Annotated in this window: 18 protein-coding genes; 12 read left to right on the forward strand and 6 right to left on the reverse strand. The window is 75.2% G+C overall.

The features are described 5' to 3' along the window. Positions 1–57: 57 nt before the first annotated feature. Positions 58–1,113 carry a M23 family metallopeptidase gene (locus ASF50_RS19405; RefSeq protein WP_200920035.1) on the reverse strand — a complete coding sequence of 352 codons (1,056 nt, stop codon included), beginning with the start codon at positions 1,111–1,113 and terminating at the stop codon, positions 58–60. A 480-nt stretch (positions 1,114–1,593) separates the two neighbouring features. Here ASF50_RS19405 and sucC point away from each other — a divergent pair, with 480 nt between their 5' ends. Together sucC and sucD are read left to right on the forward strand one after the other, a co-directional pair. Next, positions 1,594–2,754, forward strand: a complete 1,161-nt coding sequence (gene sucC / locus ASF50_RS05065) for an ADP-forming succinate--CoA ligase subunit beta (protein ID WP_056863841.1) — start codon at positions 1,594–1,596, stop codon at positions 2,752–2,754. Between the two features lie 19 nt (positions 2,755–2,773). Continuing rightward, positions 2,774–3,682, forward strand: coding sequence for a succinate--CoA ligase subunit alpha (sucD, locus tag ASF50_RS05070; protein ID WP_056863842.1), 909 nt, complete (start codon positions 2,774–2,776; stop codon positions 3,680–3,682). 80 nt (positions 3,683–3,762) lie between these two features. Here sucD and ASF50_RS05075 read toward each other — a convergent pair whose 3' ends face one another. From ASF50_RS05075 to ASF50_RS05085, 3 genes are all read right to left on the reverse strand, one after another. Beyond that, the gene (locus ASF50_RS05075) at positions 3,763–5,154 is read right to left on the reverse strand and encodes a hypothetical protein (RefSeq protein WP_056903675.1); all 1,392 of its coding nucleotides are present in this window, start codon (positions 5,152–5,154) and stop codon (positions 3,763–3,765) included. Further along, entirely contained in the window at positions 5,147–5,653 is a 507-nt protein-coding gene (locus ASF50_RS05080) for an RNA polymerase sigma factor (RefSeq protein ID WP_056863844.1), read from the reverse strand. The genes ASF50_RS05075 and ASF50_RS05080 overlap by 8 nt, the downstream gene beginning before the upstream one ends. A gap of 119 nt (positions 5,654–5,772) precedes the next feature. Next, entirely contained in the window at positions 5,773–7,668 is a 1,896-nt protein-coding gene (locus tag ASF50_RS05085; RefSeq protein WP_056903676.1) for a hypothetical protein, read from the reverse strand. Between the two features lie 149 nt (positions 7,669–7,817). Between ASF50_RS05085 and ASF50_RS05090 the strand changes: the two genes are divergently transcribed. The 6 genes from ASF50_RS05090 (at position 7,818) to ASF50_RS05115 (ending at position 14,108) form a co-directional block, all read left to right on the forward strand. Next, entirely contained in the window at positions 7,818–9,158 is a 1,341-nt protein-coding gene (locus ASF50_RS05090; protein ID WP_200920036.1) for a DUF6350 family protein, read from the forward strand. A 20-nt stretch (positions 9,159–9,178) separates the two neighbouring features. Next, entirely contained in the window at positions 9,179–9,787 is a 609-nt protein-coding gene (gene purN / locus ASF50_RS05095; RefSeq protein ID WP_056903677.1) for a phosphoribosylglycinamide formyltransferase, read from the forward strand. A gap of 145 nt (positions 9,788–9,932) precedes the next feature. Next, positions 9,933–11,513 carry a bifunctional phosphoribosylaminoimidazolecarboxamide formyltransferase/IMP cyclohydrolase gene (gene purH, locus ASF50_RS05100; protein ID WP_056863847.1) on the forward strand — a complete coding sequence of 527 codons (1,581 nt, stop codon included), beginning with the start codon at positions 9,933–9,935 and terminating at the stop codon, positions 11,511–11,513. Positions 11,514–11,524: 11 nt separating this feature from the next. Further along, positions 11,525–12,763: an MFS transporter gene (locus ASF50_RS05105; protein ID WP_156718106.1), complete on the forward strand. Its 1,239-nt coding sequence runs from the start codon at positions 11,525–11,527 to the stop codon at positions 12,761–12,763. A gap of 27 nt (positions 12,764–12,790) precedes the next feature. Further along, a complete protein-coding gene (locus ASF50_RS05110; RefSeq protein ID WP_056863848.1) occupies positions 12,791–13,642 on the forward strand; it encodes a bifunctional methylenetetrahydrofolate dehydrogenase/methenyltetrahydrofolate cyclohydrolase in 852 nt (283 codons plus the stop codon). Positions 13,643–13,652: 10 nt separating this feature from the next. Then, on the forward strand, positions 13,653–14,108 hold the full coding sequence (locus tag ASF50_RS05115) for a DUF3017 domain-containing protein (protein ID WP_156718107.1): 456 nt from the start codon (positions 13,653–13,655) through the stop codon (positions 14,106–14,108). A gap of 73 nt (positions 14,109–14,181) precedes the next feature. On the opposite strand, the gene ASF50_RS05120 is transcribed toward ASF50_RS05115, so the two are convergent. Next, complete coding sequence (locus tag ASF50_RS05120) at positions 14,182–15,168, reverse strand: malate dehydrogenase (RefSeq protein WP_056863850.1); 987 nt, start codon at positions 15,166–15,168, stop codon at positions 14,182–14,184. A 103-nt stretch (positions 15,169–15,271) separates the two neighbouring features. Here ASF50_RS05120 and ASF50_RS05125 point away from each other — a divergent pair, with 103 nt between their 5' ends. Beyond that, on the forward strand, positions 15,272–16,006 hold the full coding sequence (locus ASF50_RS05125; protein WP_056903679.1) for a hypothetical protein: 735 nt from the start codon (positions 15,272–15,274) through the stop codon (positions 16,004–16,006). Between the two features lie 28 nt (positions 16,007–16,034). Here the strand turns inward: ASF50_RS05125 and ASF50_RS18350 are convergent, their stop codons facing one another. Next, positions 16,035–17,174 (reverse strand): MIP family channel protein, encoded by a 1,140-nt coding sequence (locus ASF50_RS18350; RefSeq protein WP_082502765.1) that lies wholly within the window; start codon positions 17,172–17,174, stop codon positions 16,035–16,037. A gap of 180 nt (positions 17,175–17,354) precedes the next feature. Between ASF50_RS18350 and ASF50_RS05135 the strand changes: the two genes are divergently transcribed. The 3 genes from ASF50_RS05135 (at position 17,355) to ASF50_RS19410 (ending at position 23,888) form a co-directional block, all read left to right on the forward strand. Further along, positions 17,355–19,568, forward strand: a complete 2,214-nt coding sequence (locus ASF50_RS05135) for an NADP-dependent isocitrate dehydrogenase (protein WP_056903680.1) — start codon at positions 17,355–17,357, stop codon at positions 19,566–19,568. Positions 19,569–19,692: 124 nt separating this feature from the next. Beyond that, the gene (locus ASF50_RS05140; RefSeq protein WP_056903681.1) at positions 19,693–23,325 is read left to right on the forward strand and encodes an ATP-binding cassette domain-containing protein; all 3,633 of its coding nucleotides are present in this window, start codon (positions 19,693–19,695) and stop codon (positions 23,323–23,325) included. 77 nt (positions 23,326–23,402) lie between these two features. Further along, complete coding sequence (locus tag ASF50_RS19410) at positions 23,403–23,888, forward strand: hypothetical protein (protein ID WP_056903682.1); 486 nt, start codon at positions 23,403–23,405, stop codon at positions 23,886–23,888. The last annotated feature ends 127 nt before the right edge of the window (positions 23,889–24,015 follow it).

Genomic DNA, 24,015 nt, shown 5'->3' on the forward strand with positions numbered 1-24,015 from the left:
CGGCCGGGTCCTGGGGCGGGCACGAGAAGGGCGGGGCGGAGCCCGGCCCTGGCGGTGCTACGGCGTGACGCCGTTGACCGAGAGCGCCTCGTAGGGGTCGACCGGGTCGCCGCCGCCGGGGCGGACCTCGAGGTGGAGGTGGGGGCCGGTCACGTTGCCGGTCGAGCCGACGGTGCCGATCTGCTGGCCCGCGGTGACGGTCTCGCCGGGGGAGACGTCGATCGAGGTCTGGTGGCAGAACCACAGCTCGGTGCCGTCCTCGAGGGTGAGGACGGTCTTGTTGCCGTAGGCGCCGTCGTAGCCGGTCGAGGTGATCGTGCCGTTGGCGATGGCCACGAGAGGCGTGCCGGTGGGGGCGGCGAAGTCGAGGCCGGTGTGGTACGTCGCCCACAGGCCGTACTCGCCGTAGCGCGCGGTGAGGCGGTAGCCGCTGAGCGGCAGGACCCACTGGTTGGCCTCGATCTTCTTCGACTGCACCTCGGCGGCGTTGGCGAGGGTGCGCAGCTCGGTGTTGCGCTCCGCGGCCTGGGCCTCGGCGGCCTCGACGAGCCGCTCGTCGGCGAGGTCGCCCAGCGCGTCGCGGCTGGAGTCGCGCGAGATGCGCTCCTCGCGGTCGAGGCCCACGACGCCACCGCCGCTGGAGCCGGTGAGGGCGCTGCTGGGGCCGACGGGCGCTGCCTCCTGGGCGGCCAGGTCGGTGTCGGTGGCGGTGACCGCGCCGCCCACGGAGACCGCGAGCGCCGCGATCCCCACGAGCACCGGCACCGAGGGCATCCGGCGCAGGAGCGCGCCGCGGTCGCCGGCGTGCTTGACGGCCTTGCGCCTGCCCGCGGTGCGGAGCTCGGCGGTCTCGGGGTGCGACAGACCCGGGCGCGCCGGCGTCAGCGGCAGCAGCTCGGTCGGGTCGGAGGCGAAGGAGGTGGTGTGGTCGACCGGCTCGAGGTCGGCGAGGATCCGGTCCACCGTGCCGGCGTCGAGACCCGGGCCGGTGTCGAGGCGCCCGGCGGACGCGGTGACCGGCTCGACGGTGACGACCGGGGCCGGTCGGGCCACGCGGCGGCCGACGTAGGGCGCCGCCGGTGCGGCGGTCGTCGCGGCGGAGTCGACGGGCACGGTCGCCACGCGACGGCCGCGGTAGGCCGGGGTGACAGCCGGGGTGACAGCCGGGGTGTCCGCCGGGGTGTCAGGGGTCCCGAGATCGCTGCGGCTGGTGCCGGTGGGTGCGACTCGGTGATGACCCATGAAGCAGTGACTCCCGTGATCGACGGTGGTGGGGGGCGCCGGACCTGGCGGTCGGCCCACCCTTTCAGGTGGTCGGGGGCGAACGAGCCAAGACTGTAACGGACCCGGTGCAGCAGGCGGAACTCGGCGCCGTGACAAATGTGGACGACGGCGGCCCGTCACCGCATGACCTCGGTCACGTCGCGCCCCCGCGCCCTCGTGCCGCGGCCCGCGACGGGACTAAGGTGCCGGAGGCCTCCGCCCGTGCTCACGCGGGAGCGGACGGTCGTCGGGCCCAGGCTCGCCCAGGCTCGTCCAACGACTCAACCAAGGCGCCCTCACAGCGCAGCACACTAGAGAACTGGTGGATCAGTGGACCTGATGGAGTACCAGGCGAAGGAGCTCTTCGCCAAGCACGGCGTCCCGGGGACTCCCGGCATCGTCGCCAACACCCCCGCCGAGGCCCGCGAGGCCGCCGAGAAGCTCGGCGTCTGCGTGGTCAAGGCGCAGGTGAAGGCGGGTGGCCGCGGCAAGGCCGGCGGCGTCAAGCTGGCGAAGACCCCCGACGAGGCCGAGCAGCACGCCCAGGCCATCCTCGGCATGGAGATCAAGGGCCTGACGGTCAACCGGGTGCTCATCGCCCCCGCGGCCAGCATCGAGGAGGAGTACTACTTCTCCTTCCTGCTCGACCGCGCCAACCGTCAGTACCTCTGCATCGCCAGCGTCGAGGGCGGTGTCGAGATCGAGGAGGTCGCGAAGACCAACCCCGACGCCGTCAAGCAGATCGCCATCGACCCGGGCACCGGTGTCGACGAGGCCAAGGCCCGCGCGATCGTCGCCGAGGCGGCCTTCCCCGAGGCGCTCACCGACCAGGCCGTGCAGACCGTGCTCGCGCTGTGGAAGGTGTTCGTCGAGGAGGACGCCACCCTCGTCGAGGTCAACCCGCTGGCCCGCCTGGCCGGCGACCGGCTCGAGGCGCTCGACGGCAAGGTCTCCCTCGACGAGAACGCCGAGTTCCGCCACGCCGAGCACGCCGACTTCGAGGACAAGGCCGCGGCCGACCCGCTCGAGGCCAAGGCCAAGGAGAAGGGCCTCAACTACGTCAAGCTCGACGGTGCCGTGGGCATCATCGGCAACGGCGCGGGCCTGGTCATGTCGACCCTCGACGTGGTCGCCTACGCCGGCGAGAAGCACGGCGGCGTCAAGCCGGCCAACTTCCTCGACATCGGCGGCGGCGCCTCGGCGCAGGTCATGGCCGACGGCCTCGACGTGATCCTCAACGACGAGCAGGTCAAGAGCGTCTTCGTCAACGTCTTCGGCGGCATCACCTCCTGCGACGCCGTGGCCAACGGCATCGTGGGCGCCCTCGACATCCTCGGCGACGAGGCCACCAAGCCGCTGGTCGTCCGCCTCGACGGCAACAACGTCGAGGAGGGTCGCCGCATCCTCCAGGAGAAGAACCACCCGCTGGTGACGCTCGTGGAGACGATGGACGGCGCGGCCGACAAGGCCGCCGAGCTGGCGAACGCCTGAGAACGGGACTGAGAGCGAAATGTCGATCTACCTCAACAAGGACAGCAAGGTCATCGTCCAGGGCATCACGGGCGGTGAGGGCACCAAGCACACCGCCCTGATGCTGAAGTCCGGCACCAACGTCGTGGGCGGCGTCAACGCCCGCAAGGCCGGCACCACCGTGACCCACACCGCCGCCGACGGCTCCAGCGTCGAGCTGCCCGTCTTCGGCTCCGTCGAGGAGGCCATGAAGGAGACCGGCGCCGACGTGTCGGTCGCCTTCGTGCCGCCGGCGTTCACCAAGGACGCCTGCCTCGAGGCCATCGACGCGGGCATCGGCCTGCTCGTGGTCATCACCGAGGGCGTGCCGGTGCAGGACACCGCCGAGGTGTGGTCCTACCTCCAGGGCTCCAGCAACCACGGCGGCACCCGGATGATCGGGCCCAACTGCCCGGGCATCATCACCCCGGGCGAGGCCCTGGCCGGCATCACCCCGGCCACGATCTCGGGCTCCGGCCCGGTCGGCCTGGTCTCGAAGTCGGGCACGCTGACCTACCAGATGATGTTCGAGCTGCGTGACTTCGGCTTCTCGACCGCCATCGGCATCGGCGGCGACCCGATCGTGGGCACCACCCACATCGACGCCCTCGCGGCGTTCGAGGCCGACCCCGACACCCGTGCGATCGTCATGATCGGCGAGATCGGCGGCGACGCCGAGGAGCGCGCGGCGGCCTACATCAAGGACCACGTGACCAAGCCGGTCGTCGGCTACGTCGCGGGCTTCACCGCTCCCGAGGGCAAGACGATGGGCCACGCCGGCGCCATCGTCTCGGGCTCCTCGGGCACGGCGCAGGCCAAGAAGGAGGCCCTCGAGGCCGTGGGTGTCAAGGTCGGCAAGACGCCGTCGGAGACCGCCCAGCTGATGCGGGAGATCCTCCAGGGTCTCTGACCCCGGACCCACCCCGCGTACGCCACGAGCGGCCCGTCCCCTGCGGGGGGCGGGCCGCTCGTGCGTGCGGGCGTAGCCCGTCAGCCGGCGAAGACCTCCATCGCGGCCGCGACCTCGCGCACGGCGGTGTCGCTCTGCGCGGCGGCCTCCGCCGGGCTGGAGCCGGCGGGCACGGAGGGGCCGGTCACCAGCGAGACCAGCACCGCCCGTCCCACCCTGACCACGTGCAGGACCTGCGGTGGGGCGGCGTCGGCGCCCGTGGTGCTCCGGACGACCACGCCGGCCTGCTCGCCCAGGTCGCTGGCGACGACCGCGGTCTCGACGGCGGTGCCGGTGGCGCCGGTGTCGACGGGGCAGTCGCGGTAGAGCGCGAGCACGTCGTCGGCGTAGGCGCGGGCGTCCTCGGCGCGGGCGAAGACGGCCAGGTTGCGCAGCCGGAGGTCGTCGCGGTCGCTCCACCCGGCCCGGACGAGGTCGGTGCGACCGGGGGGCAGCGCCACCTCGCGCCCGCACGCGGTGAGGGTCAGCGGACTGACCGCCCGGGAGAGCTCCTGGAGACCTGGCTGACCGCTCCCGGCGGCGGCGTCGTCGGGGTAGCCCGCGGTGAGCGGGAAGCCGTCGGGCACCCGGTCGCCGGCCGTCGTCGCCGCGGCGTCGGGCGCGCCGGGCGGCTGCGAGCAGGGGTCGGCGGCGAAGACGCACAGCGAGGAGACCACGAGGGCCGAGGTGCTCTGCGCCAGCTCCCGGGTCTGCTCGACGACCTGCGCGTCGCCGGCGCCGCCGAACGAGGTCGACGTCGCGAGCACGGCGTTGCCGACCGTGACGAGCTGCACGAGCTCACCCTCCCCGGCGTCGCCGGAGCGCTGGACCCAGACCACCGAGCCCTCGCCGAGGTCGGAGACGAGCGGGTCGGCCGAGCCGCAGCCGTCCGCGAGCGCCGCCTCCCGCGCCGCGAGCACCTCCCGGGCGGCCTCGTCGTCGGCGTAGAGCAGCAGGCCGCGCTGCACGCCGCCCTCGGAGCCCGGCGCGTTGGGCGCGTCGAGCTGCACGGCGTCGAGGGCCCGCACGGGGGCCTCGGCGGTGTAGGCCCCGACCTGGCAGCCCCGCACCGGCGGGTCGGGGGCGAAGCCGGGCACGACCTCGGGCTGCTCGCCCAGGCCCCGCAGACCCGCGCCGAGCGGGAAGTCGGCGGGCACGCGGGTCACCCAGTCGACGTCGCCCGGCGCCGGGGTGGCGGTCGGGCTCGGTGCTGCCGGGTCGGGGCCGGCGGTCTCGGCGCCCCGGGTGGCCAGCGCGAGCGGTGTGGCGACGAGGAGGGCCGCAGCGGCGCCGGCGGCGGCGGTGAGGGCGCGGTGGCGGCGGCGCAACCGGTCGCCGCGGCGGCGTACCTCGGACGCGGGCAGGGGGTGCACGGGGGCCTCCTCGGCCAGGAAGCGGGTGAAGAGGTCGGCGGGATCGGTGGGCTCAGGCATGGTGGGCTCCCTCCTGGAGGCCGTCGTCGTCGGCGAGCAGGGCGGCGAGAGCGGCGCGGCCCCGGCTGAGCCGCGCCTTCACCGTGCCCTCGGGCACCCCGACCTCGCGGGCCACCGCCCGCACCGGCAGGTCGGCGATGTGGTGCAGCACCAGCGCCTGGCGCTGCGCCTCGGGCAGGCGTCCCAGCGCCGCGACCAGCGCGACGTGGGCCTCGCTCGGTGGCGGGGCGGCGACCGGCGCGGAGACGGCGCGGTCGGCGGGGCGGCGACCCAGCACGGTGCGGCGCCAGCGGCTCACCGCCAGCCGGTGGGCGGTGGTGCGCACCCAGGCCTCGGGGTGGTCGGCCCGGTCGAGCCTGCGCCGGTGCGCCCAGGCCCGCACGAAGGCCTCCTGCACGCACTCCTCGGCCTCGTCGCGGCTGCCGATCATGGCGTGGACCTGGCCGACCAGCCGGGCGTAGGACGCGGCGTAGAAGTCGTCGAACTCGCGTTCGTCCATGGCGTCTCCGTCCCGTGCCCGCGCTCGTCGCGTGCTCCCGTGTCGCTGCTGTTCCGGGAGTGGTACGCGCGGCGGGGCCGTGCGGTTGCACGACACGCCGCACCCGTGCGGAGCGGCTCTCAGCCGGCGCGTCGGGGGGCCGGCTGCTCGGCCAGCCGCTCGGCGGCGCGCTCGGCCAGCGCGAGGAACGCGCCGCCCGCCATGGTGGCGTCGGGGCCGGGCACGAAGCCGATCTGGCTGACCGCCGTGCCGCGCCGCAGCAGCGCGACGACGAAGCGCACGGAGGTGTCGTCGGAGACGTCGACGGTGACGTCCCAGACGTCGAGGGAGCGCTCGGGACCGGTCTGGGAGGTCACGGTGACCACGTCGGTGCCCAGGTCGCGGTCGGCGCAGCTGGCCATCCTCGAGCGCACCTGCTCGACGAGGGCCCGTGCCTGCGGCACCGGCAGGGACCCGACGGTCTGCGTCAGCCCGAACGACGTGGGCAGCCGTCCACCCGGCACGAGGAACGTGCGGGTGCGGCTGTCGTTGAAGCGCGCGCCGCGGAAGTCGCCGACGAAGCTGGTCTGGTCGCAGCGCGTCGCCGCGTCGTTGTCGCGGGCGCGCTCGGGCTCGGTGCCGACCCAGGGGCGGGTGACCGAGCCGACCGGGGGCAGGTCGACGGCCGAGAGCAGCGAGGGCACCTCGCCGACGGGCAGGGCGTCGGCGGGGCTGAGCCGCGCCCGGGTGGTGCAGGCCCCGCCGTCGGTGAGGTCGCAGAGACCGTCGACGGCGCCCCCGAGCAGCCGCGCCTGGTCGAGCAGGTCGTCGGCGGAGGTGCCGCGGCGCTGGGAGGCGGTCACCGTGACGATGCGACCGGTGCGGGCCACGCCGGCGACCACCGTGCGGGTCGGCGCGGCCCAGTCGCGCAGCACCAGCAGCACCGCCTCGTCGCCGACCCCGTCGACGCGCTGGGTCGAGATCAGCTGGGCCCGGGGCTCGTCGCAGCCGGCGAACCAGCCGGCGGCGCCGTCGTAGGCGGCCCGGGCGGCCCGGTCGGTGCGGGAGGACTCGGCGAGCTGCCAGGCCGAGCGGGGGGCCTCCTGCCCGCGCGGGCGGTCCCGGAAGGCGCGCACCAGGGCGACCGTGCCCTCGGGGTCGGCGTACCGCGCCCCCTGGCAGGGCAGCACCAGGCCGTCGCCCTCGGTGCCGTCGGTGGTCGCGCCCTCGCGCCAGCCGCCGCCCGGCAGCCGCGCGGCCACGTCCTCGGCGCCGAGGAGCGCGGCGGCCTCGAGCGGCTCGGGCTCGGGCGTGGGGGAGCCGGTCGGCGTGTCGTCGGTGGGGTTCTCCGCGCCGGGGGCGACGGAGTCGCCGGGCGCGGCCACGGCGTCGCGCTGCAGCGTGGGCCTCACCCCGGCCGTGTCGGTGACCAGCGTGCCCGTCACCAGCAGCGCGCCCACGACCAGCGCCGCGCCCACGCCGGTGTGCGTACGCCGCCGCGCGGCCCCGGTGCGCCGCACGATGGTCGGGCGGGGCCAGCGGGCCTCGGCGACGACCTCGGCCAGCGGCTCGAGCGCGGTGCGCACCAACGGCGTGGGCAGGTCGCGCAGCAGTCCGAAGCGCGCGGTCGCGCTCTGCAGCTCCCGCTCGGCGTCGGCCGGGGGGATCCCGACCTCGCGGGCCAGGTCGGTCATCGACAGCGACGCCAGGTGGGCCAGCAGCAGCACCCGGCGCTGCAGCAGCGGGAGGCCGGCCAGCGCCTCCAGGGTGGCGGCGGCCTCGGGGTCGAGGCCCTTCTCCTTGTGGAAGGGCCGCGTGGTGTGGCGTCGCAGCGCGTGCGACCAGGCGACGGGGCGCACCCAGGCCTCGGGGTCGGCGCTGCGCGAGACCTTGCGCCAGTGGTGCCAGGCGGCGACGAAGGCGTCGCGCACCGCGCTGCGCGAGGCGGCCAGGTCCCCGGTGAGCGCATAGGTCTGCAGCAGCAGTCGCGCGCGAGCGTCCTTGTAGAACGCGTCGAAGTCGGTGGGGTCCGCCATGGCGTCGTCCAACGTAAGCGATCCGCGGTGAGGCCCGCCAACCCGAGCGGCGCGTCACCGGCGTGGCGCTCGCCACCCGCGCCGAGGGCCCGCGCCGCTCGGCGTGGGACCGACGCGACGCCGGGGGGCGGGGTCAGGATGGACGGGCCATGACCTCGCTGCTGCCCGACTCCTCGACCGCGCGCCCAACCCCCGGCGCCACCGGCCGGCGCCCGGCGCCCGGCGGTGCCCACCGCCGACCGCTCGTGCTCACCGCCACCCTCGGCGGCGCCGTGGCAGCCGGTGCGACCCTGCTGGTGTGCCTCGCGGTGGCGGTGATCGGGTGGTTCCTCACCGACGCCGGCGCCCACGGCGAGCCGCACGACGCCCTGCGCGTCGGCGCGCTGGCGTGGCTGACGGCCCACGGCTCGGGCGTGGTGGTCGGCGGGGTCGCGCTCACCGCCGTCCCTCTCGGGCTCACGGCCCTGTGCGCCTGGTCGTGCTGGCGGGTGGGCCTGCGTGTCGGCGACGCGGTGTCGGGGCACGGCCCCGACGCCGACGCGATCAGCGACGGGGAGCGCGACTGGACCGTGCCGGTGGCCGCGCTGCTCTTCACCGTCGCCTACGCCGTGGTCGCGGTGGGGGTCGTGACCCTCGCCGCCACGGCGACCACGGCGCCCGCGACCACCCCGGTGCTGGGCTGGGTCCTCGGCCTGGGCCTGCTGGTGGCGACCCCGGCCATCGCGGTCGCCTCGGGCCGCGCCGCCATCTGGGCCCCGGCGGTGCCCCCGGTGCTGCGTCACGCGGCCCGGGTGGCGCGCCGGCTGCTGGTGACCTGGCTGGCCCTCTCCGCGGCGGCCTTCCTCCTGGCCCTCCTGGTCGACCTCGACACCGCCGCCAACGTGCTCTCCCAGCTGCACACCGACGCCGGCGACGCCACCGCCTTCTCGGTGGCCAGCCTCGCCGTGGTGCCCAACGCGGTGCTCTTCGCCGCCTCCTACCTCGTGGGTCCGGGCTTCACCGTCGGCGTCGGGACCCTGGTCTCGCCCTCCGCCGTCGTGCTCGGCCCGCTGCCGATGTTCCCGCTGCTGGCCGCCCTGCCCGACACCGGACCGACCCCCGCCTGGACGGTCGCCCTCGTCGCGCTGCCCGCCCTCGTGGCCGCGGTCGTCGCCGTGCAGGCCCAGCGCCGGGCACCGACCCTGCGGTGGGACGAGGGCGCGCTGCGCGGCTGCGCCGGGGGAGTGGTGGCCGGTCTCGTGCTCGGCCTCCTCGCCTCCCTCGCGGGCGGCGCCGTCGGCCCGGGCCGCATGCGCGACGTGGGCCCGCTGGCCCACGAGCTGACCGTCCACGCCGTCACCGCCTTCGGCCTCGGCGGCCTGGTCGGCGGGCTGCTCGTCACCGCCTGGCAGCGCCACCGGTCCCGCGACCTCGACGGCGAGGCGCCGGCGCCCGTCGTCGGCCGCCCCTGGGCGTCGCGGCTGCGCCGCTCCTCGCGCCCGCGCCGCTGAGCGCGGGCTAGAGTCCGGCCGTGGCCTCCCGTCTCGTCGTCCTCGTGTCGGGCTCCGGCACCAACCTCCAGGCCCTCCTCGACGCGTGCGCCGACCCGGCGTACGGCGCCGAGGTGGTCGCCGTCGGCGCCGACCGCGACGGCATCGAGGGGCTGGCCCGTGCCCGGCGAGCGGGGGTGCCGACCTTCGTGCGCCGCGTGGGCGAGCACGCCTCGCGCGAGGACTGGGACGCCGCCCTCACCGACGCCGTCGCCGCCCACGAGCCCGACCTGGTCGTGCTGGCCGGCTTCATGAAGCTGGTCGGCGCGAGCTTCCTGGGCCGTTTCGGCGGGCGCGTGGTCAACACCCACCCGGCTCTGTCGCCGTCGTTCCCGGGCATGCACGGTCCGCGTGACGCACTGGAGTACGGCGTGAAGGTCACCGGTGCGACGCTCTTCGTCGTCGACGCCGGCGTCGACACCGGGCAGATCGTCGCGCAGAGCGTCGTGCCGGTCGAGGACGACGACGACGTCGCGAGCCTCCACGAGCGGATCAAGACCGCCGAGCGCGCGATGCTCGTCGACGCGGTGGGCCGCATCGCCCGCGAGGGCCTGGTGCTCGAGGGTCGCCGGGTGCGCTTCGGCGGCTGAGTCCTCCTATGATGGGCGCACACGACTGGCGCAGGTGGGACCACCACCGGGGAGTGCCCCGCTCGATCCACGCGGGGGCGAGTGCATCGACCGCCTGGGTGCCCTCATCGACTCGACCGACGAACCGATGAGGAGCAACCCCTCCATGAGCGACATGCGCGTCCCGATCCAGCGGGCCCTGGTCTCCGTCTACGACAAGTCCGGGCTCGAGGAGCTCGCCCGCGGCCTCCACGAGGCCGGGGTCGCCCTGGTCTCCACCGGTGGCTCGGCTGCCCTGATCGAGGGGCTGGGCCTGCCGGTCACCAAGGTCGAGGACCTCACCGGCTTCCCCGAGTGCCTCGACGGCCGGGTCAAGACGCTGCACCCCAGGGTGCACGCGGGCATCCTGGCCGACCGCCGTCTCGAGACCCACGTGGCGCAGCTGGCCGACCTCGGCGTGGAGCCCTTCGACCTGGTCGTCTCCAACCTCTACCCCTTCACCCGGACCGTCGCGTCCGGCGCCTCGCCCGACGAGTGCGTGGAGCAGATCGACATCGGCGGGCCCTCGATGGTGCGCGCCGCGGCCAAGAACCACCCCTCGGTCGCGATCGTCACCTCGCCGCAGCGCTACGCCGACGTGCTCGCCGCCGTCGCCGCGGGCGGCTTCACCCTGGAGGAGCGCAAGACGCTGGCCGCCGAGGCCTTCGTGCACACCGCGTCCTACGACGTGGCCGTGGCCTCGTGGATGGGCAGCGTGCTCACCGACTCCTCCCGCGGCACCGGCTTCCCGGCCTGGATCGGCGCGACCTGGGAGCAGGCCTCGGTCCTGCGCTACGGGGAGAACCCGCACCAGCCGGCCGCGCTCTACCGCAGCGGCCACGGTGCGGCCGGACTGGCCTCGGCCGAGCAGCTGCACGGCAAGGAGATGTCCTACAACAACTACGTCGACACCGACGCCGCCCGCCGCGCGGCCTACGACTTCGCCGAGCCCGCGGTGGCGATCATCAAGCACGCCAACCCGTGCGGAGTGGCGGTCGGGGCCGACGTCGCCGAGGCCCACCGCCGTGCCCACGCCTGCGACCCGGTCTCGGCCTTCGGCGGCGTGATCGCCGCCAACCGCCCGGTGACCGTGGCCATGGCCGAGCAGGTCGCCGAGGTGTTCACCGAGGTGATCGTCGCGCCGGGCTACGAGGACGGCGCCGTCGAGGTGCTCCAGGGCAAGAAGAACATCCGGATCCTGGTGTGCGAGCCGCTGGAGCGCGGCGGGGTGGAGACCCGGCCGATCAGCGGCGGCCTGCTGGTGCAGGAGCGCGACTCCTTCCAGGCCGAGGGCGACGACCCGTCGGGCTGGACCCTGGCGACCGGCGAGGCGGCCTCCGAGGAGGTCCTCGCCGACCTCGCCTTCGCCTGGCGGGCGTGCCGCTCGGCGAAGTCCAACGCCGTCCTGCTGGCCCGCCAGGGCGCCTCGGTGGGCATCGGGATGGGTCAGGTCAACCGCGTCGACTCCTGCCGGCTGGCCGTCGAGCGCGCCAACACCCTGGGCGAGGGCGAGGACCGCGCCCGCGGCGCCGTGGCCGCCTCCGACGCCTTCTTCCCCTTCGAGGACGGCCCCCAGGTGCTCATCGACGCCGGCGTCACGGCCATCGTGCAGCCGGGCGGCTCGGTGCGCGACGAGCTCACGGTCGAGGCCTGCAAGGCCGCGGGCGTGACGATGTACCTCACCGGCACGCGGCACTTCTTCCACTGACCCCAGCCTCCGTGCGCCTCCCCCCGGGCCTGCTCCCGCCCACCCGTCTCGAGCGCGACCTCGCGCTGCAGTGCGTCCTGTCGGCCTTCGCCACCGGCTCCTTCCTCACCGGCACCGCGGTGTTCTTCACCCAGGTCGTGGGTCTCTCGGGGGCCCAGGTGGGCCTGGGGCTGTCGGTCTCGGCGGGGGTCGCGCTGGCGCTCTCGGTGCCCCTGGGCCGGGTCAGCGACCGGGTCGGCGCGAAGCGGCTGTGGGTGCTCGCCTCGGTGCTGGAGGCCCTGCTCTACTTCTCGTGGCCGGCGGTCGGTGGCTTCGCCCTCTTCGTGGCCGTGCTCGCCACCCTCGCCGCCGTCGAGACCGCGGCGCGCTCCGCACGCGAGGTCTACCGGATCAGCGTCTTCCCCCGGGAGACCCGCGTGCGGGCGATGGCGTACATGCGCGCGGCCCGCAACGTGGGCTACACCCTCGGGGCCGGGGCCGGTGGCGTCGCGCTGGGCATCGGCACGCGCGAGGCGATCGTCGCCGTCCCGCTGCTCACCGGCGCGCTGCTGCTGCTCAACGCCGCGATGGTCTCGCGGCTGCCGTCCGTCGCCCGGCCGGTGGTGGTGCGGGGCCCGCTCGAGCAGGCCGGCCCCGCCGCCTACCGCAACCCCGGCTTCGTGGTGCTCGCGTTGTGCAACGGCGTCCTGGGGTCCAACCAGGTGCTGCTCAACGTGGTCGTGCCGCTGTGGCTGGTGGAGCGCACCGACGCCCCGCAGACGCTGCTGGCGTGGCTCTTCGGCACCAACACGGTGCTGGCGGTGCTGCTGCAGGTGCGCGCCTCACGGGGCTCCGACACCGTCGCGGGCGCGCTGCGGGCCGTGCGGTGGTCGGGGTGGGCCTTCGTGGCCTCCTGCCTGGTGCTCAGCGTCACCCACGAGACCGCGGGCTGGGTCTCGATCGCGCTGCTGTGGGTCGGCCACGTCACGATCACCGGCGCCGAGCTGTGGCAGTCGGCCGCGTCGTGGGGCTTCGCGGCCGAGCTCTCCGACCACCGCCGTCTCGGCGACTACCAGGGCGTGTGGGGCATGGGCATGCAGGTCGAGGCGATCGCGTTCCCGGCGCTCTACACCTTCCTCGCCCTCGAGGTCGGCACGCCGGGGTGGGCGCTCATCGCGGGCATCGCGGTGACGGCCGCCGTCGCCTCCCACCCCGCCGCCGGCGCCGCGCAGCGCCACCTCGAGCGCGTCGGCGCACCGGTCGGGCGCTGAGGCGTCCTCGTCCCTAGACTGGCGGTCGTGACGGCACAGAGGCTGGACGGCAGCGCCACGGCGGCGGCGATCAAGGACGAGCTGAAGGCCCGGGTGGCGGCCCTGCGCGAGCAGGGCGTCGTGCCCGGCCTGGGCACGGTGCTGGTCGGCGACGACCCCGGGTCGCGGTGGTACGTCGGCGGCAAGCACAAGGACTGCGCCGAGGTCGGCATCGAGTCGATCCGCGTCGACCTGCCCGCGACCGCGACGCAGGAGGAGATCGAGGAGCACGTCGCCCGCCTCAACGCCGACCCCGCGTGCACCGGCTACATCGTGCAGCTGCCCCTGCCGCGGGGCATCGACGAGAACCGCGTGCTCGGCCTGGTCGACCCCGCCAAGGACGCCGACGGCCTCCACCCGACCAACCTGGGCTGGCTGGTGCTCGGCACCGAGGCGCCGTTGCCCTGCACGCCGTACGGCATCGTCGAGCTGCTGCGCCGCCACGGCGTCGGGATCGCCGGGGCCCACGTCGTGGTCGTCGGACGAGGGGTCACCGTCGGTCGTCCGCTGGGCCTGCTGCTGACCCGGCGCAGCGAGAACGCCACCGTGACGCTGTGCCACACCGGCACCCGCGACCTGGCCGCCCACGTGCGCGAGGCCGACGTGGTGGTGGCGGCCGCCGGGGTGCCCGGCATCATCACCGCCGACATGGTCAAGCCCGGCGCCGCGGTGCTCGACGTCGGGGTCTCGCGCGTCGACGGCAAGATCGCGGGCGACGTCGCCGACGAGGTCTGGGAGGTCGCCGGCTGGGTCTCGCCCAACCCCGGCGGCGTCGGCCCGATGACGCGGGCGATGCTCCTGTCGAACCTGGTCACGATGGCCGAGAAGGCCACGGTCTGAGGTGACCCTGATGAGCCGGCCACAGCCCGCGGGGGAGGAGCCCCCCGCCCACCTCGACGACGTGCCGCCGGTGCCGTCGGCCGAGGAGGTCGCGGCCGAGCTCGAGGCCGTGGCGTATCCCGCCGAGCCCGCTGACCCCGCTGACCCCGCTCACCCCGCTGACCCCGTCGGCGAGGAGCCCGAGGACCGACGTCATCCCTCCACCGTCGGCGGCCTGCTCTACCTCTTCGTCCTCGCTGCCGGCGCCACCGGCGTCTTCATCGCCTGGTCCGGCGACTGGCGCCTCGGCGTGCGCTGGATCGGCGGGGCGCTGGTCGGTGCGGCCGCCTTCCGGCTGGTGCTGCCGCGACGCGACGCCGGCATGCTCGCCGTGCGCCACCGGCTGCTCGACTGCCTCCTGCTCGGCGGCGTCGGCGCGGTGCTGCTCTTCCTGGCCCAGACCATCCCGAACCAGCCGGGCACCTAGCGCACGAGGGCCCGCCCGGATCGCTCCGGGCGGGCCCTCGTGGGTGTGCGCGGGATGCTCGCGCGTCAGCGGCTCAGATGAGTCCGAGCTCGGTGACCGCGGCGCGCTCGTCGGCGAGCTCCGCGGTGGAGGCGTCGATGCGGGCGCGGGAGAAGTCGTCGATCTCCAGACCCTCGACGATCGACCAGTCGCCGTCCTTCGTGGTGACGGGGAAGGAGGAGATGAGGCCCTCCGGCACGCCGTACTCGCCCTGCGAGCGCACGGCCATGGAGACCCAGTCGCCCTCGGCTGAGCCGTAGAGCCAGTCGCGCGCGGCGTCGATGGTGGCCGAGGCGGCCGACGCGGCCGAGGAGGAGCCGCGGGCGTCGATGATCGCCGCACCCCGCTTGGCCACGGTGGGGATGAAGGTGCTCTCGATCCACTCCTGGTCGCCGACGACCTCGGCGGCGTTGCGTCCGCCGACCTGGGCGTGGAAGAGGTCGGGGTACTGGGTGGCGGAGTGGTTGCCCCAGATGGTCATGTGGCTGATGTCGGTCACCGCGGCGCCGGTCTTGGCCGCCAGCTGCGAGATCGCGCGGTTGTGGTCGAGGCGGGTCAGCGCCGAGAACCGCTCCTGCGGGATGTCGGGGGCGTTGGTCATCGCGATGAGGGCGTTGGTGTTGGCGGGGTTGCCCGTGACGCCGACGCGCACGTCGGAGGCCGCGACCTTGTTGAGGGCCTTGCCCTGGGCGGTGAAGATCGCGCCGTTGGCCGAGAGCAGGTCGCCGCGCTCCATGCCGGGGCCGCGGGGGCGGGCACCGACCAGGAGGGCGAGGTTGACGCCGTCGAAGATGGTCTCCGCGTCGTCGCCGATCTCGACGCCGGCCAGGCCCGGGAACGCGCAGTCGTCGAGCTCCATGACGACACCCTCGAGCGCCTTGAGCGCGGGGGTGATCTCGAGCAGGCGCAGCTCGATCGGCTGGCCGCCGGTCAGCGCACCGCTGGCGAGGCGGAAGAGCAGGCTGTAGCCGATCTGGCCGGCGGCGCCGGTGACGGCGACCTTCAACGGGGTGGGGCTCACGAGATCTCCTTGACGAGGTCCTGGGGCGGTCTGGCTTCCGACGCTAGCAGCGGCGCGGGGCCCAGCAGCAGCGGGGTTCGCGCCCTGGGGGAGCATGGGCGCCATGCGTCTGCGCCGCGGCCGTCCCCCCGCCCACCCCTCCCGTCGCGGTGCGGGCGCCGCGGTGGTGACGCTGGCGGCCGCCGCCGTCCTCGGCGGCTGCTCCTCCTCGGCGCCGCTGAGCCCGCCGACGGGCGTCGACCTGCTGACGGTGCCCACGCCCACGCCCGACCCCGACGACTTCGTGGGGCGCGTCGACAACCCGTGGTTCCCCCTGGAGCCGGGCGGCGTCGCGACCCTGGCCGCGCCGACGACGCCGACCGGCGCGCAGGGCCCCGGGCTCGAGGTCACCCGCAGCGTCAGCGCCGGGCCCGACGTCGCCGGTGTGCCGACCACGGCCCTCACGACCGTGACGACGGACCGGGGCGCGGGCGGCGGCCGCGTGGTCGACCTCTTCGCGCAGGACGTCGACGGCAACGTGTGGTGGATGGCCAGCGCCGGGGGCGGGCTCGACTTCGAGGCCGGTGTCGACGGCGCGGAGGCCGGGCTGTGGATGCCGGCGCAGCCGCGGTACGGCGACGGGTGGCTCGCCGTCGGGGGCACGGCTGGCACGCCCGTGGTCGTCACCGTGCTCGCGGTCGACCAGGACCTCGCGCGCCCCGGCGGCTCCTCCGACGACGTGGTGGTGCTCCAGGTCGAGAGCGGCATCGGCACCCGCGTCGACTCCTACGCCCCCGGAGAGGGGCTGGTGCGCAGCGACGCCGGTGAGGACGAGGTCGTCCTCACCGGCGTCGGGTGAGCGTCGAGCGGGTGGGTCGGCAGGTGGGTCAGGGACGGATCTGGGTGCGGCCGTCGCCCTCGTCGGGCCACTGCCCGCCGGTCTGACCGGTCTGACCGGTCTGCCCGGTCTGCCCGGTGGTCGGCCCCCAGCCCTGCTGGCCGGTCTGCTGGCCGGTCTGCTGGGGCGCCTGGGGCTGCTCGAGCGGCTTCCACTGCCCGGCGACCGGGTCCCACTGCCAGCCGTCCTGGATGATCGGCGCCGGCTCGGGCGCCCAGCCCTGCTGGCCGCCCTGGGCCCAGCCGCCCTGCTGGGCGCCCTGGGACCAGCCCTGCTGGGCGCCCTGCTGGGCGACGGGCTGCTGGGCCCTGGCCGGGCGGGAGAAGCTGAGGCCCGAGCCCTCGACCGGGTCGGCGTCGCGACCGAAGAGCGCGGGGTATGCCAGGCCGCCGGCCACGGCACCGAGCAGGGGCGCCACGATGAAGACCCACAGCTGCAGCAGCGGGTCGACCCCGGAGAAGAGCGCGGGCCCGATCGAGCGCGCGGGGTTGACCGACGTGCCGGTCAGGGGGATGGCCACGAAGTGGATGACCGCCAGGGTCAGGCCGATGACGAGCGGCGCGAAGGCGGCGTTGACGCTGCTGCGGCGGTCGGTGACCGCGAGGATGACGAAGACGAAGAGCGCGGTGAGCACGATCTCGACCAGCAGCGCCGCCCAGAGGGCGTACCCGGTGCCGTCGTCGCCCCAGCTGTTGGCGGCCAGGCTGGTGTCGAAGGCCTCGAAGCGGTCGTTGCCCAGCGCGAGCACGAGCAGCACGAGGGCGCCGACGATGCCGCCGACGACCTGGGCGCCGGCGTAGCGGCCGGCCTCGGCCCACGTCATCCGCCCGCTGACCGCGGCCGCGACGGAGACGGCGGGGTTGAAGTGCCCGCCGGAGACGCGTCCCACGGCGTAGGCCATGACGGTGACGGCGAGGCCGAAGGAGAGGCCCACCGAGAGGATGTTGGCGTCGCCGAACCCGCTGCTGCTGGAGGCCAGCACGAGCGAGCCGCAGCCGACCAGGACGAGGACGGCGGTGCCGAGCGCCTCGGCGGCCAGCTTCTGGGCAGGGGTGCCGTCGGGGGCGGAGGGTGCGGTGGCCGCCGGGGTGACGGCCTCCGAGGACGTGGGATCAGGGGATGTGGCCATGCCCGGAGTCGTCCCCCCGCGGCGACCCGACCAAACCCGCCGGTGCACCCCCGACGGGGTGACTAGACAGCCGACGGCTGACAGGCTGGGCGGGCCCGGACGGTGCGACCCGTGGTCGCCGACGCGTCGGGTATCTTGACATCAAGAATTCTTCCAGCTCCTGAGGAGTCGCCGCACACCATGGCCACCATCATCTACACGCACACGGACGAGGCGCCGCTGCTCGCGACGTACTCCTTCCTCCCGATCATCCAGGCCTACGCCGCTCAGGCGGGCGTCGAGGTCGAGACGCGTGACATCTCCCTCGCCGGCCGCATCATCTCGCAGTTCCCCGAGCGGCTGACCGAGGAGCAGCGGGTGGCCGACCACCTCGCCGAGCTCGGCGAGCTGGCCACCAAGCCCGAGGCCAACATCATCAAGCTGCCCAACGTGTCGGCCTCGGTGCCGCAGCTCAAGGCGGCCATCAAGGAGCTCCAGGAGCAGGGCTACGACCTGCCGGCCTACCCGGAGAGCCCGCAGACCGACGAGGAGAAGGAGATCCGGGCCCGCTACGACAAGACCAAGGGCTCCGCGGTCAACCCCGTCCTGCGCGAGGGCAACTCCGACCGGCGCGCCCCCGCCTCGGTGAAGGGCTACGCCAAGGCCCACCCGCACCGCATGGGCGCCTGGAGCGAGGACTCGCGCACCAACGTCGCCACCATGGGCAAGGACGACTTCTTCTCCAACGAGAAGTCGGTGGTCATCGAGGCCGACGACACCCTGCGCATCGAGCACGTCGCCGCCGACGGCACCGTGACGGTCCTCAAGGAGTCGGTGCCGGTGCTGGCCGGCGAGGTCGTCGACGGCACGTTCATGAACGTCGCGGCCCTGCGGCGCTTCCTCACCGAGCAGATCGCGCGGGCCAAGGCCGACGACGTGCTCTTCTCCGCCCACCTCAAGGCCACGATGATGAAGGTCTCCGACCCGATCATCTTCGGCCACGTCGTGCAGGCCTTCTTCCCCACGCTCTTCGAGCAGTACGGCGAGCAGCTCGCCGCCGCCGGCATCTCGCCCAACGACGGGCTCGGCGCCCTGATGTCGGCCGTGGCCGACCTCCCCGACGGCGACGCCGTCAAGGCCGCGGTCGAGGCCGGCCTGGCCGACGGCCCGAAGCTGGCCATGGTCGACTCCGACAAGGGCATCACCAACCTGCACGTGCCCTCCGACGTGATCATCGACGCCTCGATGCCGGCCATGATCCGCACCTCGGGCCACATGTGGGGCCCCGACGGCGAGGAGGCCGACACGCTCGCCGTGATCCCCGACTCCTCCTACGCCGGCGTCTACCAGACCGTCATCGACGACTGCCGCGCCCACGGCGCCTTCGACCCGGCGACCATGGGCTCGGTGCCCAACGTCGGCCTGATGGCCAAGGCCGCCGAGGAGTACGGCTCGCACGACAAGACCTTCGAGGTGCCGGCCGCCGGCACCGTGCGCGTGGTCGACGGCTCGGGCGCGACCCTCATCGAGCACACCGTCGAGCCGGGCGACATCTGGCGTGCCTGCCAGACCAAGGACGCCCCGATCCGCGACTGGGTCAAGCTCGCCGTCACCCGCGCCCGCGCCACCGGCGCCCCCGCGATCTTCTGGCTCGACGAGCAGCGCGCCCACGACGCCAACCTCATCGCCAAGGTGCGCGAGTACCTCCCCGAGCACGACACCGACGGCCTGACCATCGAGATCATGGCGCCCGCCGAGGCCACGGCGTACTCCCTGGAGCGCATCCGCCGCGGCGAGGACACCATCTCGGTCACCGGCAACGTGCTGCGCGACTACAACACCGACCTCTTCCCGATCCTCGAGCTCGGCACGTCGGCCAAGATGCTCTCGGTCGTGCCCCTGATGAACGGCGGCGGCCTCTTCGAGACCGGCGCCGGCGGCTCCGCCCCCAAGCACGTGCAGCAGCTGGTCAAGGAGAACTACCTGCGCTGGGACAGCCTCGGGGAGTTCTTCGCCCTGGCCGCCTCCTTCGAGCACCTGGCCGGCTACGCCGACAACGCCCGCGCGCAGGTGCTGGCCGACACTCTCGACCGCGCCACCGGCACCTTCCTCAACGAGGACAAGTCGCCCACCCGCCGCATCGGCGGCATCGACAACCGCGGCTCGCACTTCTACCTGGCGCTCTACTGGGCCCAGGAGCTGGCCGCGCAGACCGACGACGCCGACCTGGCCGCGAGGTTCACCACGCTGGCCACCACGCTGGCCGACGCCGAGGACACCATCGTCGGCGAGCTCAACGCCGTGCAGGGCAGCCCGGCCGACATCGGGGGCTACTACCGCCCCGACGCCGCCAAGGCCGACGCCGTCATGCGCCCGTCGCAGACCCTGAACGACGCGCTGGCCACCCTGGCCTGACGTCCCGCCGCACCCTCGCTCCACCGGCCGGGCCGGTCCTGTCGTACGACGGGGCCGGCCCGGTCGTGCGTCGGGGGGAAAACCGGTCGATCGGCGTCGGTGCCGGCGCGTAGCGTGCGGGGCGATGACCAGGACCAGCCTCGCCGAGCGCGACACCGCCACCCCGTCCGCACCGACGAGGCCCTCGACCTCCGACCCCGCCCGCCGCGTCGACTGGCGTCGTCTGCGGGGCCCGGTCGCCGCCGTGGCCCTGACCGCCTCGGTCCTGGCGGCCCTCGGCCAGACCCTCGGCACCGTGGTGGCCGGTCGGCTCGCCGCCGACCCCGTCGTCGCCCTCGTGGGTGCGCTGGCGCTCTGCGTGGTCGGCGCGGCCCTGCTCGACGCCGTCGGGCGCACCCTGTGGGCCGGGGTGGTCGACCGCGCCGAGGGCGCGCTGCGCGCCGACCTGCTCGACGCGGCGCTGCACCAGCCGCTGGCCCTGCTCTCGGAGCAGGCGGTCGGCGAGGTGCTCGACCGCGTCGACGACGACACCCACGAGGTCGGCACCCTCGTGCGCCGCCAGGTGTGGGACGCGCTGCAGACCGCCTTCGGCGTGGTGCCGCTGTGGGTCGTGGCCGGGCTCACCTGGTGGCCCGCCTGGCTGCTCTTCCCGCTCTTCGCGGTGGCCGCCGTGCTCGTGGTCCGTCCGCTGCTGCCCGAGGTCTCGCGGCGCAAGGTCGTCGAGGAGATCGCGTGGACCGACCAGGCCGCGGCGATGGAGGAGGGCGTCGCCGGGCGCGACGACCTGCGCACCAGCCTGGGCCAGGCCCATGTCGTGCGCCGCTGCGCCGAGCTCTCGGCACGAGTGCACGAGCGCCTCGACCGGGTGCTCCAGGTGGAGACCCGCGTGGCCCGGCGCGCCGGCGTCCTGCTGCACGCCCTGCTCGCCGCCACGGGCGTGGTGGGCGTGGCCCTGGTGGTCGACGGCGGGCTGTCGGTCGCCAGCCTCGTCACCCTCTTCCTGGTCACGACCCGCTTCACCGGTCAGATCGCCACGCTGGCCCAGCACCTGCCCGACCTCCAGGCCGGACTCGGCGCCCTGATGCGGCTGCGCCAGCTGCTCGACACCGAGCCGGAGCCGGTCGGCGGCGCCCCGGTGCCGACCGGGCGCCTCGACCTCGAGCTGCGCGACCTGCACTTCTCCTACGCCGAGGGCTCCTTCGCCCTGCGCGAGGTCGACCTGCGCGTGCCGGCGGGCCGCACGTGCGCCCTGGTGGGGCGCACCGGATCGGGCAAGTCCACGCTGGCGGCGCTCGTCTCGCGCGCGGTCGACCCCGAGCCGGGCACGGTCCTGCTCGGGGGTGTCGACGTGCTCGACCTCGACCTCCAGCAGCTGCGCGCCGCGGTCGGCGTGGTCACCCAGCGCACCGAGATCCTGGCCGGCACCCTGGCCCAGAACGTCGCGCTCTTCTCCGACGTGCCCCGCGCGCGCATCGAGGCGGCGATCGCCGAGCTGGGCCTCGAGCCGTGGGTCGCGGGGCTGCGCGACGGTCTCGACACCGCGCTGGGACCCGGCGGCACCACCCTGTCGGCGGGGGAGGAGCAGCTGGTCGCCTTCGCCCGGCTGCTCGTGCGCGACGTGGCCGTGGTCGTGCTCGACGAGGCCACCGCCCGCATGGACCCGCTCACCGAGTCGCTCGTCGTCCGGGCCGCCGACCGGCTGCTGGCCGACCGCACGGGCCTGCTCGTCGCCCACCGTCTCTCCACCACCGCCCGCGCCGACCTCGTGGCCGTCCTGGAGGCGGGCCGCGTGGTCGAGCAGGGCCCCCGCGCCGTGCTGGCCGCCGGCCCGGGTCGCTTCCGCACCCTGCTCGACGCCGGCGGCGAGGACGCCCTGCAGTCGGGGCAGTCGGGGCAGTCGGGGCAGCCGGGGCAGCCGGGGCAGCCGGAGCAGCCGGGGCAGCCGGAGCAGCCGGGTGGGCCGGGAGAGGCGGGCACGTCGGGGGAGGCGGCGCCGCCGGTCGCGACCGCGGTGGGCGGGCGTCGGCGCAGCGGCCCGCCGCCCGCGCTGCCCGAGGTCGGGGGCGGGCGCAGCCTGGCCGGCGGCATCAGGCACGCCCTGGCGATCCGCCCCGCGTGGGGCCTGGTCGGTGCGGCCCTCTTCCTGCTGGCCTCCCTGACGGGGGCCTACGGTGCGGCCACCGGCTTCGTGTGGGGCCGCCTGGTCCAGGGCCTCGAGCAGGGCGACGCGACGACGGGCACGACCGTGGGCCTGACGGTGGTGCTCGTGGCGGCCCTCATGGTCGCGCCGCTCATGCTGGCCGAGGCCTTCCGCCGCTACCCCCGCTGGTGGATCGAGGTCATGCTCCGGGTGCGCATGGCGGTGCTGGTCGGGCAGACCGGCCAGGAGCGCCTCACCCGCACCCCGCCCGGGGAGGTGGTGGCCCGCGCCATGGACGCCGACCGTTTCGCGCGCTACGCCGACCGGTGGGTCGACTTCGTCAACGGCCTGATCATCATCGTCGTCACCACCCTGCTCTCCGGCAGCCTGCTGGCGGGCGCGGTGCTGCTCGCGGTGATGGTGGCCTCGGCGCTGGCCTCCTCGGTCGGTCGCCCGATCGCCGGGCGCTCCGCGGCCGCGTCCTCGGCGGCGCGGGCCCGCTTCGGCCGCTCCCTGGTCTCGGCCCTGGAGTCGAGCCGCACGGTCAAGCTCGCCGCGGCGACCCCGGCCGTGCACGCCCACCTGCGCCACGTCGACGGCGGACGCGTCGAGGCGGCGGTGCGCGAGCACCGGGTGCAGGCCGTGCTCGACGGCGTGCCGGTGGTCATGGTGCAGTGCGGCGTCGTGGCCGCCTGGGCCGTGCTCGTCGCGGGTGGCTGGGACCTCGCCACCGCACTGCTGGTCGCCAACGCCGTCAACGGCTTCGACTGGTTCGGCCGGGTGGCCGGGTCGGTCATCACCGAGGCCCCCGGCACCCGGGCCTGGCAGCAGGCGACCAGCCGGCTCGCCGGCGGCGTCGACCTGATGGACCTGCCCCCCGGCGTCGACCTCGTCGCCGGCGCCGCTCCCGAGCCCGCCCCCAGCGACCGCGTGCCACTGCGCCGTCTCGAGCTGCGCGGCGTCGACGCCGTGCACGACGACGGCACCCGGGGCGTCGTGGGGGTCGACCTGACCGTCGAGGCCGGCGAGCTGGTGCTGGTGCTCGGGCAGGTGGGCTCGGGCAAGTCCAGCCTGCTCGCCGCGCTGGCCGGGCTCGTCTCCCACACCGGGTCGATCCGGTGGAACGACGTGGAGGTCGACGACCCGCAGCTGTTCCTGCGACCGGGGCAGGTCGCGCACGTCGCCCAGGTGCCGCGGGTGCTCTCGGGCACCTTCGACGACAACGTGCGGCTGGGCCACGCCCGCGGTCTCGACCGCGCCGTCGTCGACGCGCGGCTGCAGGCCGACGTCGACGAGGCCGGCGGCCCGCACGCCGTGGTCGGCCACCGCGGGGTGCGCCTCTCCGGCGGTCAGGTCCAGCGCCTGGCCCTGGCCCGGGCGCTGGCCGCCGACACCGAGCTGCTGCTGGCCGACGACGTCTCCAGCGCCCTCGACGCCGCCACCGAGATCGAGCTGTGGACCGCCCTGCGCGGTCGCGGCACGACCGTGCTGGGCGCCACCTCCAAGCAGGCCGCCCTGGCCGAGGCCGACCGCGTGGTCGTGCTGCTCGACGGGGAGGTGGCCGAGGTGGGCCCGTGGCGCGAGCTGTCGTCGCGCTGGGCCCACCTGGCCGGCTGAACCGGCGGCGGCCGGCTGGGTCCCCGCAGGTCTGGCACGCTGGTGGCTCCGCCCGTCCCGCCCGTCGAGGAGCCCCCGTGCGTCGTACCGTCCGCGCAGCCGACCGTCTGCCCAGCCGTCTGCCCAGCCGTCTGCCCAGCCGTCTGCCCAGCCGTCTGCCCGCTCTCCTGGCCGGCTGCGTGCTCGCGGCCTCGCTGACCGCCTGCTCCGAGGAGCAGGTGCGCGACGCGGCCTCCGACGCCGCGGGCGACGCCGCCTGCTCGGTGGCGCGGGAGGCGATGGGGCAGGTCGCCGACCAGGCCGGCGCGGTGGCCGACCGGATCGGCGCCGACCCCGCCGCCGCCGAGCGGGAGCTGACGGCGCTGCGCGACACCCTCGCCGCGGCCGAGGACAACCTCGGCGGGGAGACCAGGGCGCGCCTGGAGGAGGCCCGCGCGGCCCTCGACGGGCTGGCCGCCGAGGCCGAGCAGCACGCCGAGGGCACGCCCGTGGACCGCGCCGCGGTGCAGCGCGAGCGTGAGCGGCTCAGCGAGGCCGTCCAGGGGCTGCGCGAGGTCTGCTGAGGCCGCGGACGCCTCCCGGCGTGAGACCTCTCACGATCCGCGGCGATCGGCGTCCCAGGAATAGCCGCGGGCGCCGCCGGGGTTGGAGCATGGAGTCACCCCCGACTTGGATCGATCGAAGGCTCTC

Origin of the sequence: Nocardioides sp. Leaf307 (assembly GCF_001423135.1) — a bacterium.
Taxonomy (GTDB): Bacteria; Actinomycetota; Actinomycetes; order Propionibacteriales; family Nocardioidaceae; genus Nocardioides; species Nocardioides kribbensis.

Coding starts and splice junctions, on each gene's coding strand:
- sucD (WP_056863842.1), top strand. CDS start 2,774: ATGTCGATCTACCTCAACAAGGACAGCAAGGTCATCGTCCAGGGCATC.
- ASF50_RS05075 (WP_056903675.1), bottom strand. CDS start 5,154: ATGCCTGAGCCCACCGATCCCGCCGACCTCTTCACCCGCTTCCTGGCC.
- ASF50_RS05080 (WP_056863844.1), bottom strand. CDS start 5,653: ATGGACGAACGCGAGTTCGACGACTTCTACGCCGCGTCCTACGCCCGG.
- ASF50_RS05085 (WP_056903676.1), bottom strand. CDS start 7,668: ATGGCGGACCCCACCGACTTCGACGCGTTCTACAAGGACGCTCGCGCG.
- ASF50_RS05090 (WP_200920036.1), top strand. CDS start 7,818: ATGACCTCGCTGCTGCCCGACTCCTCGACCGCGCGCCCAACCCCCGGC.
- purH (WP_056863847.1), top strand. CDS start 9,933: ATGAGCGACATGCGCGTCCCGATCCAGCGGGCCCTGGTCTCCGTCTAC.
- ASF50_RS05115 (WP_156718107.1), top strand. CDS start 13,653: ATGAGCCGGCCACAGCCCGCGGGGGAGGAGCCCCCCGCCCACCTCGAC.
- ASF50_RS05125 (WP_056903679.1), top strand. CDS start 15,272: ATGCGTCTGCGCCGCGGCCGTCCCCCCGCCCACCCCTCCCGTCGCGGT.
- ASF50_RS18350 (WP_082502765.1), bottom strand. CDS start 17,174: ATGGCCACATCCCCTGATCCCACGTCCTCGGAGGCCGTCACCCCGGCG.
- ASF50_RS05135 (WP_056903680.1), top strand. CDS start 17,355: ATGGCCACCATCATCTACACGCACACGGACGAGGCGCCGCTGCTCGCG.
- ASF50_RS05140 (WP_056903681.1), top strand. CDS start 19,693: ATGACCAGGACCAGCCTCGCCGAGCGCGACACCGCCACCCCGTCCGCA.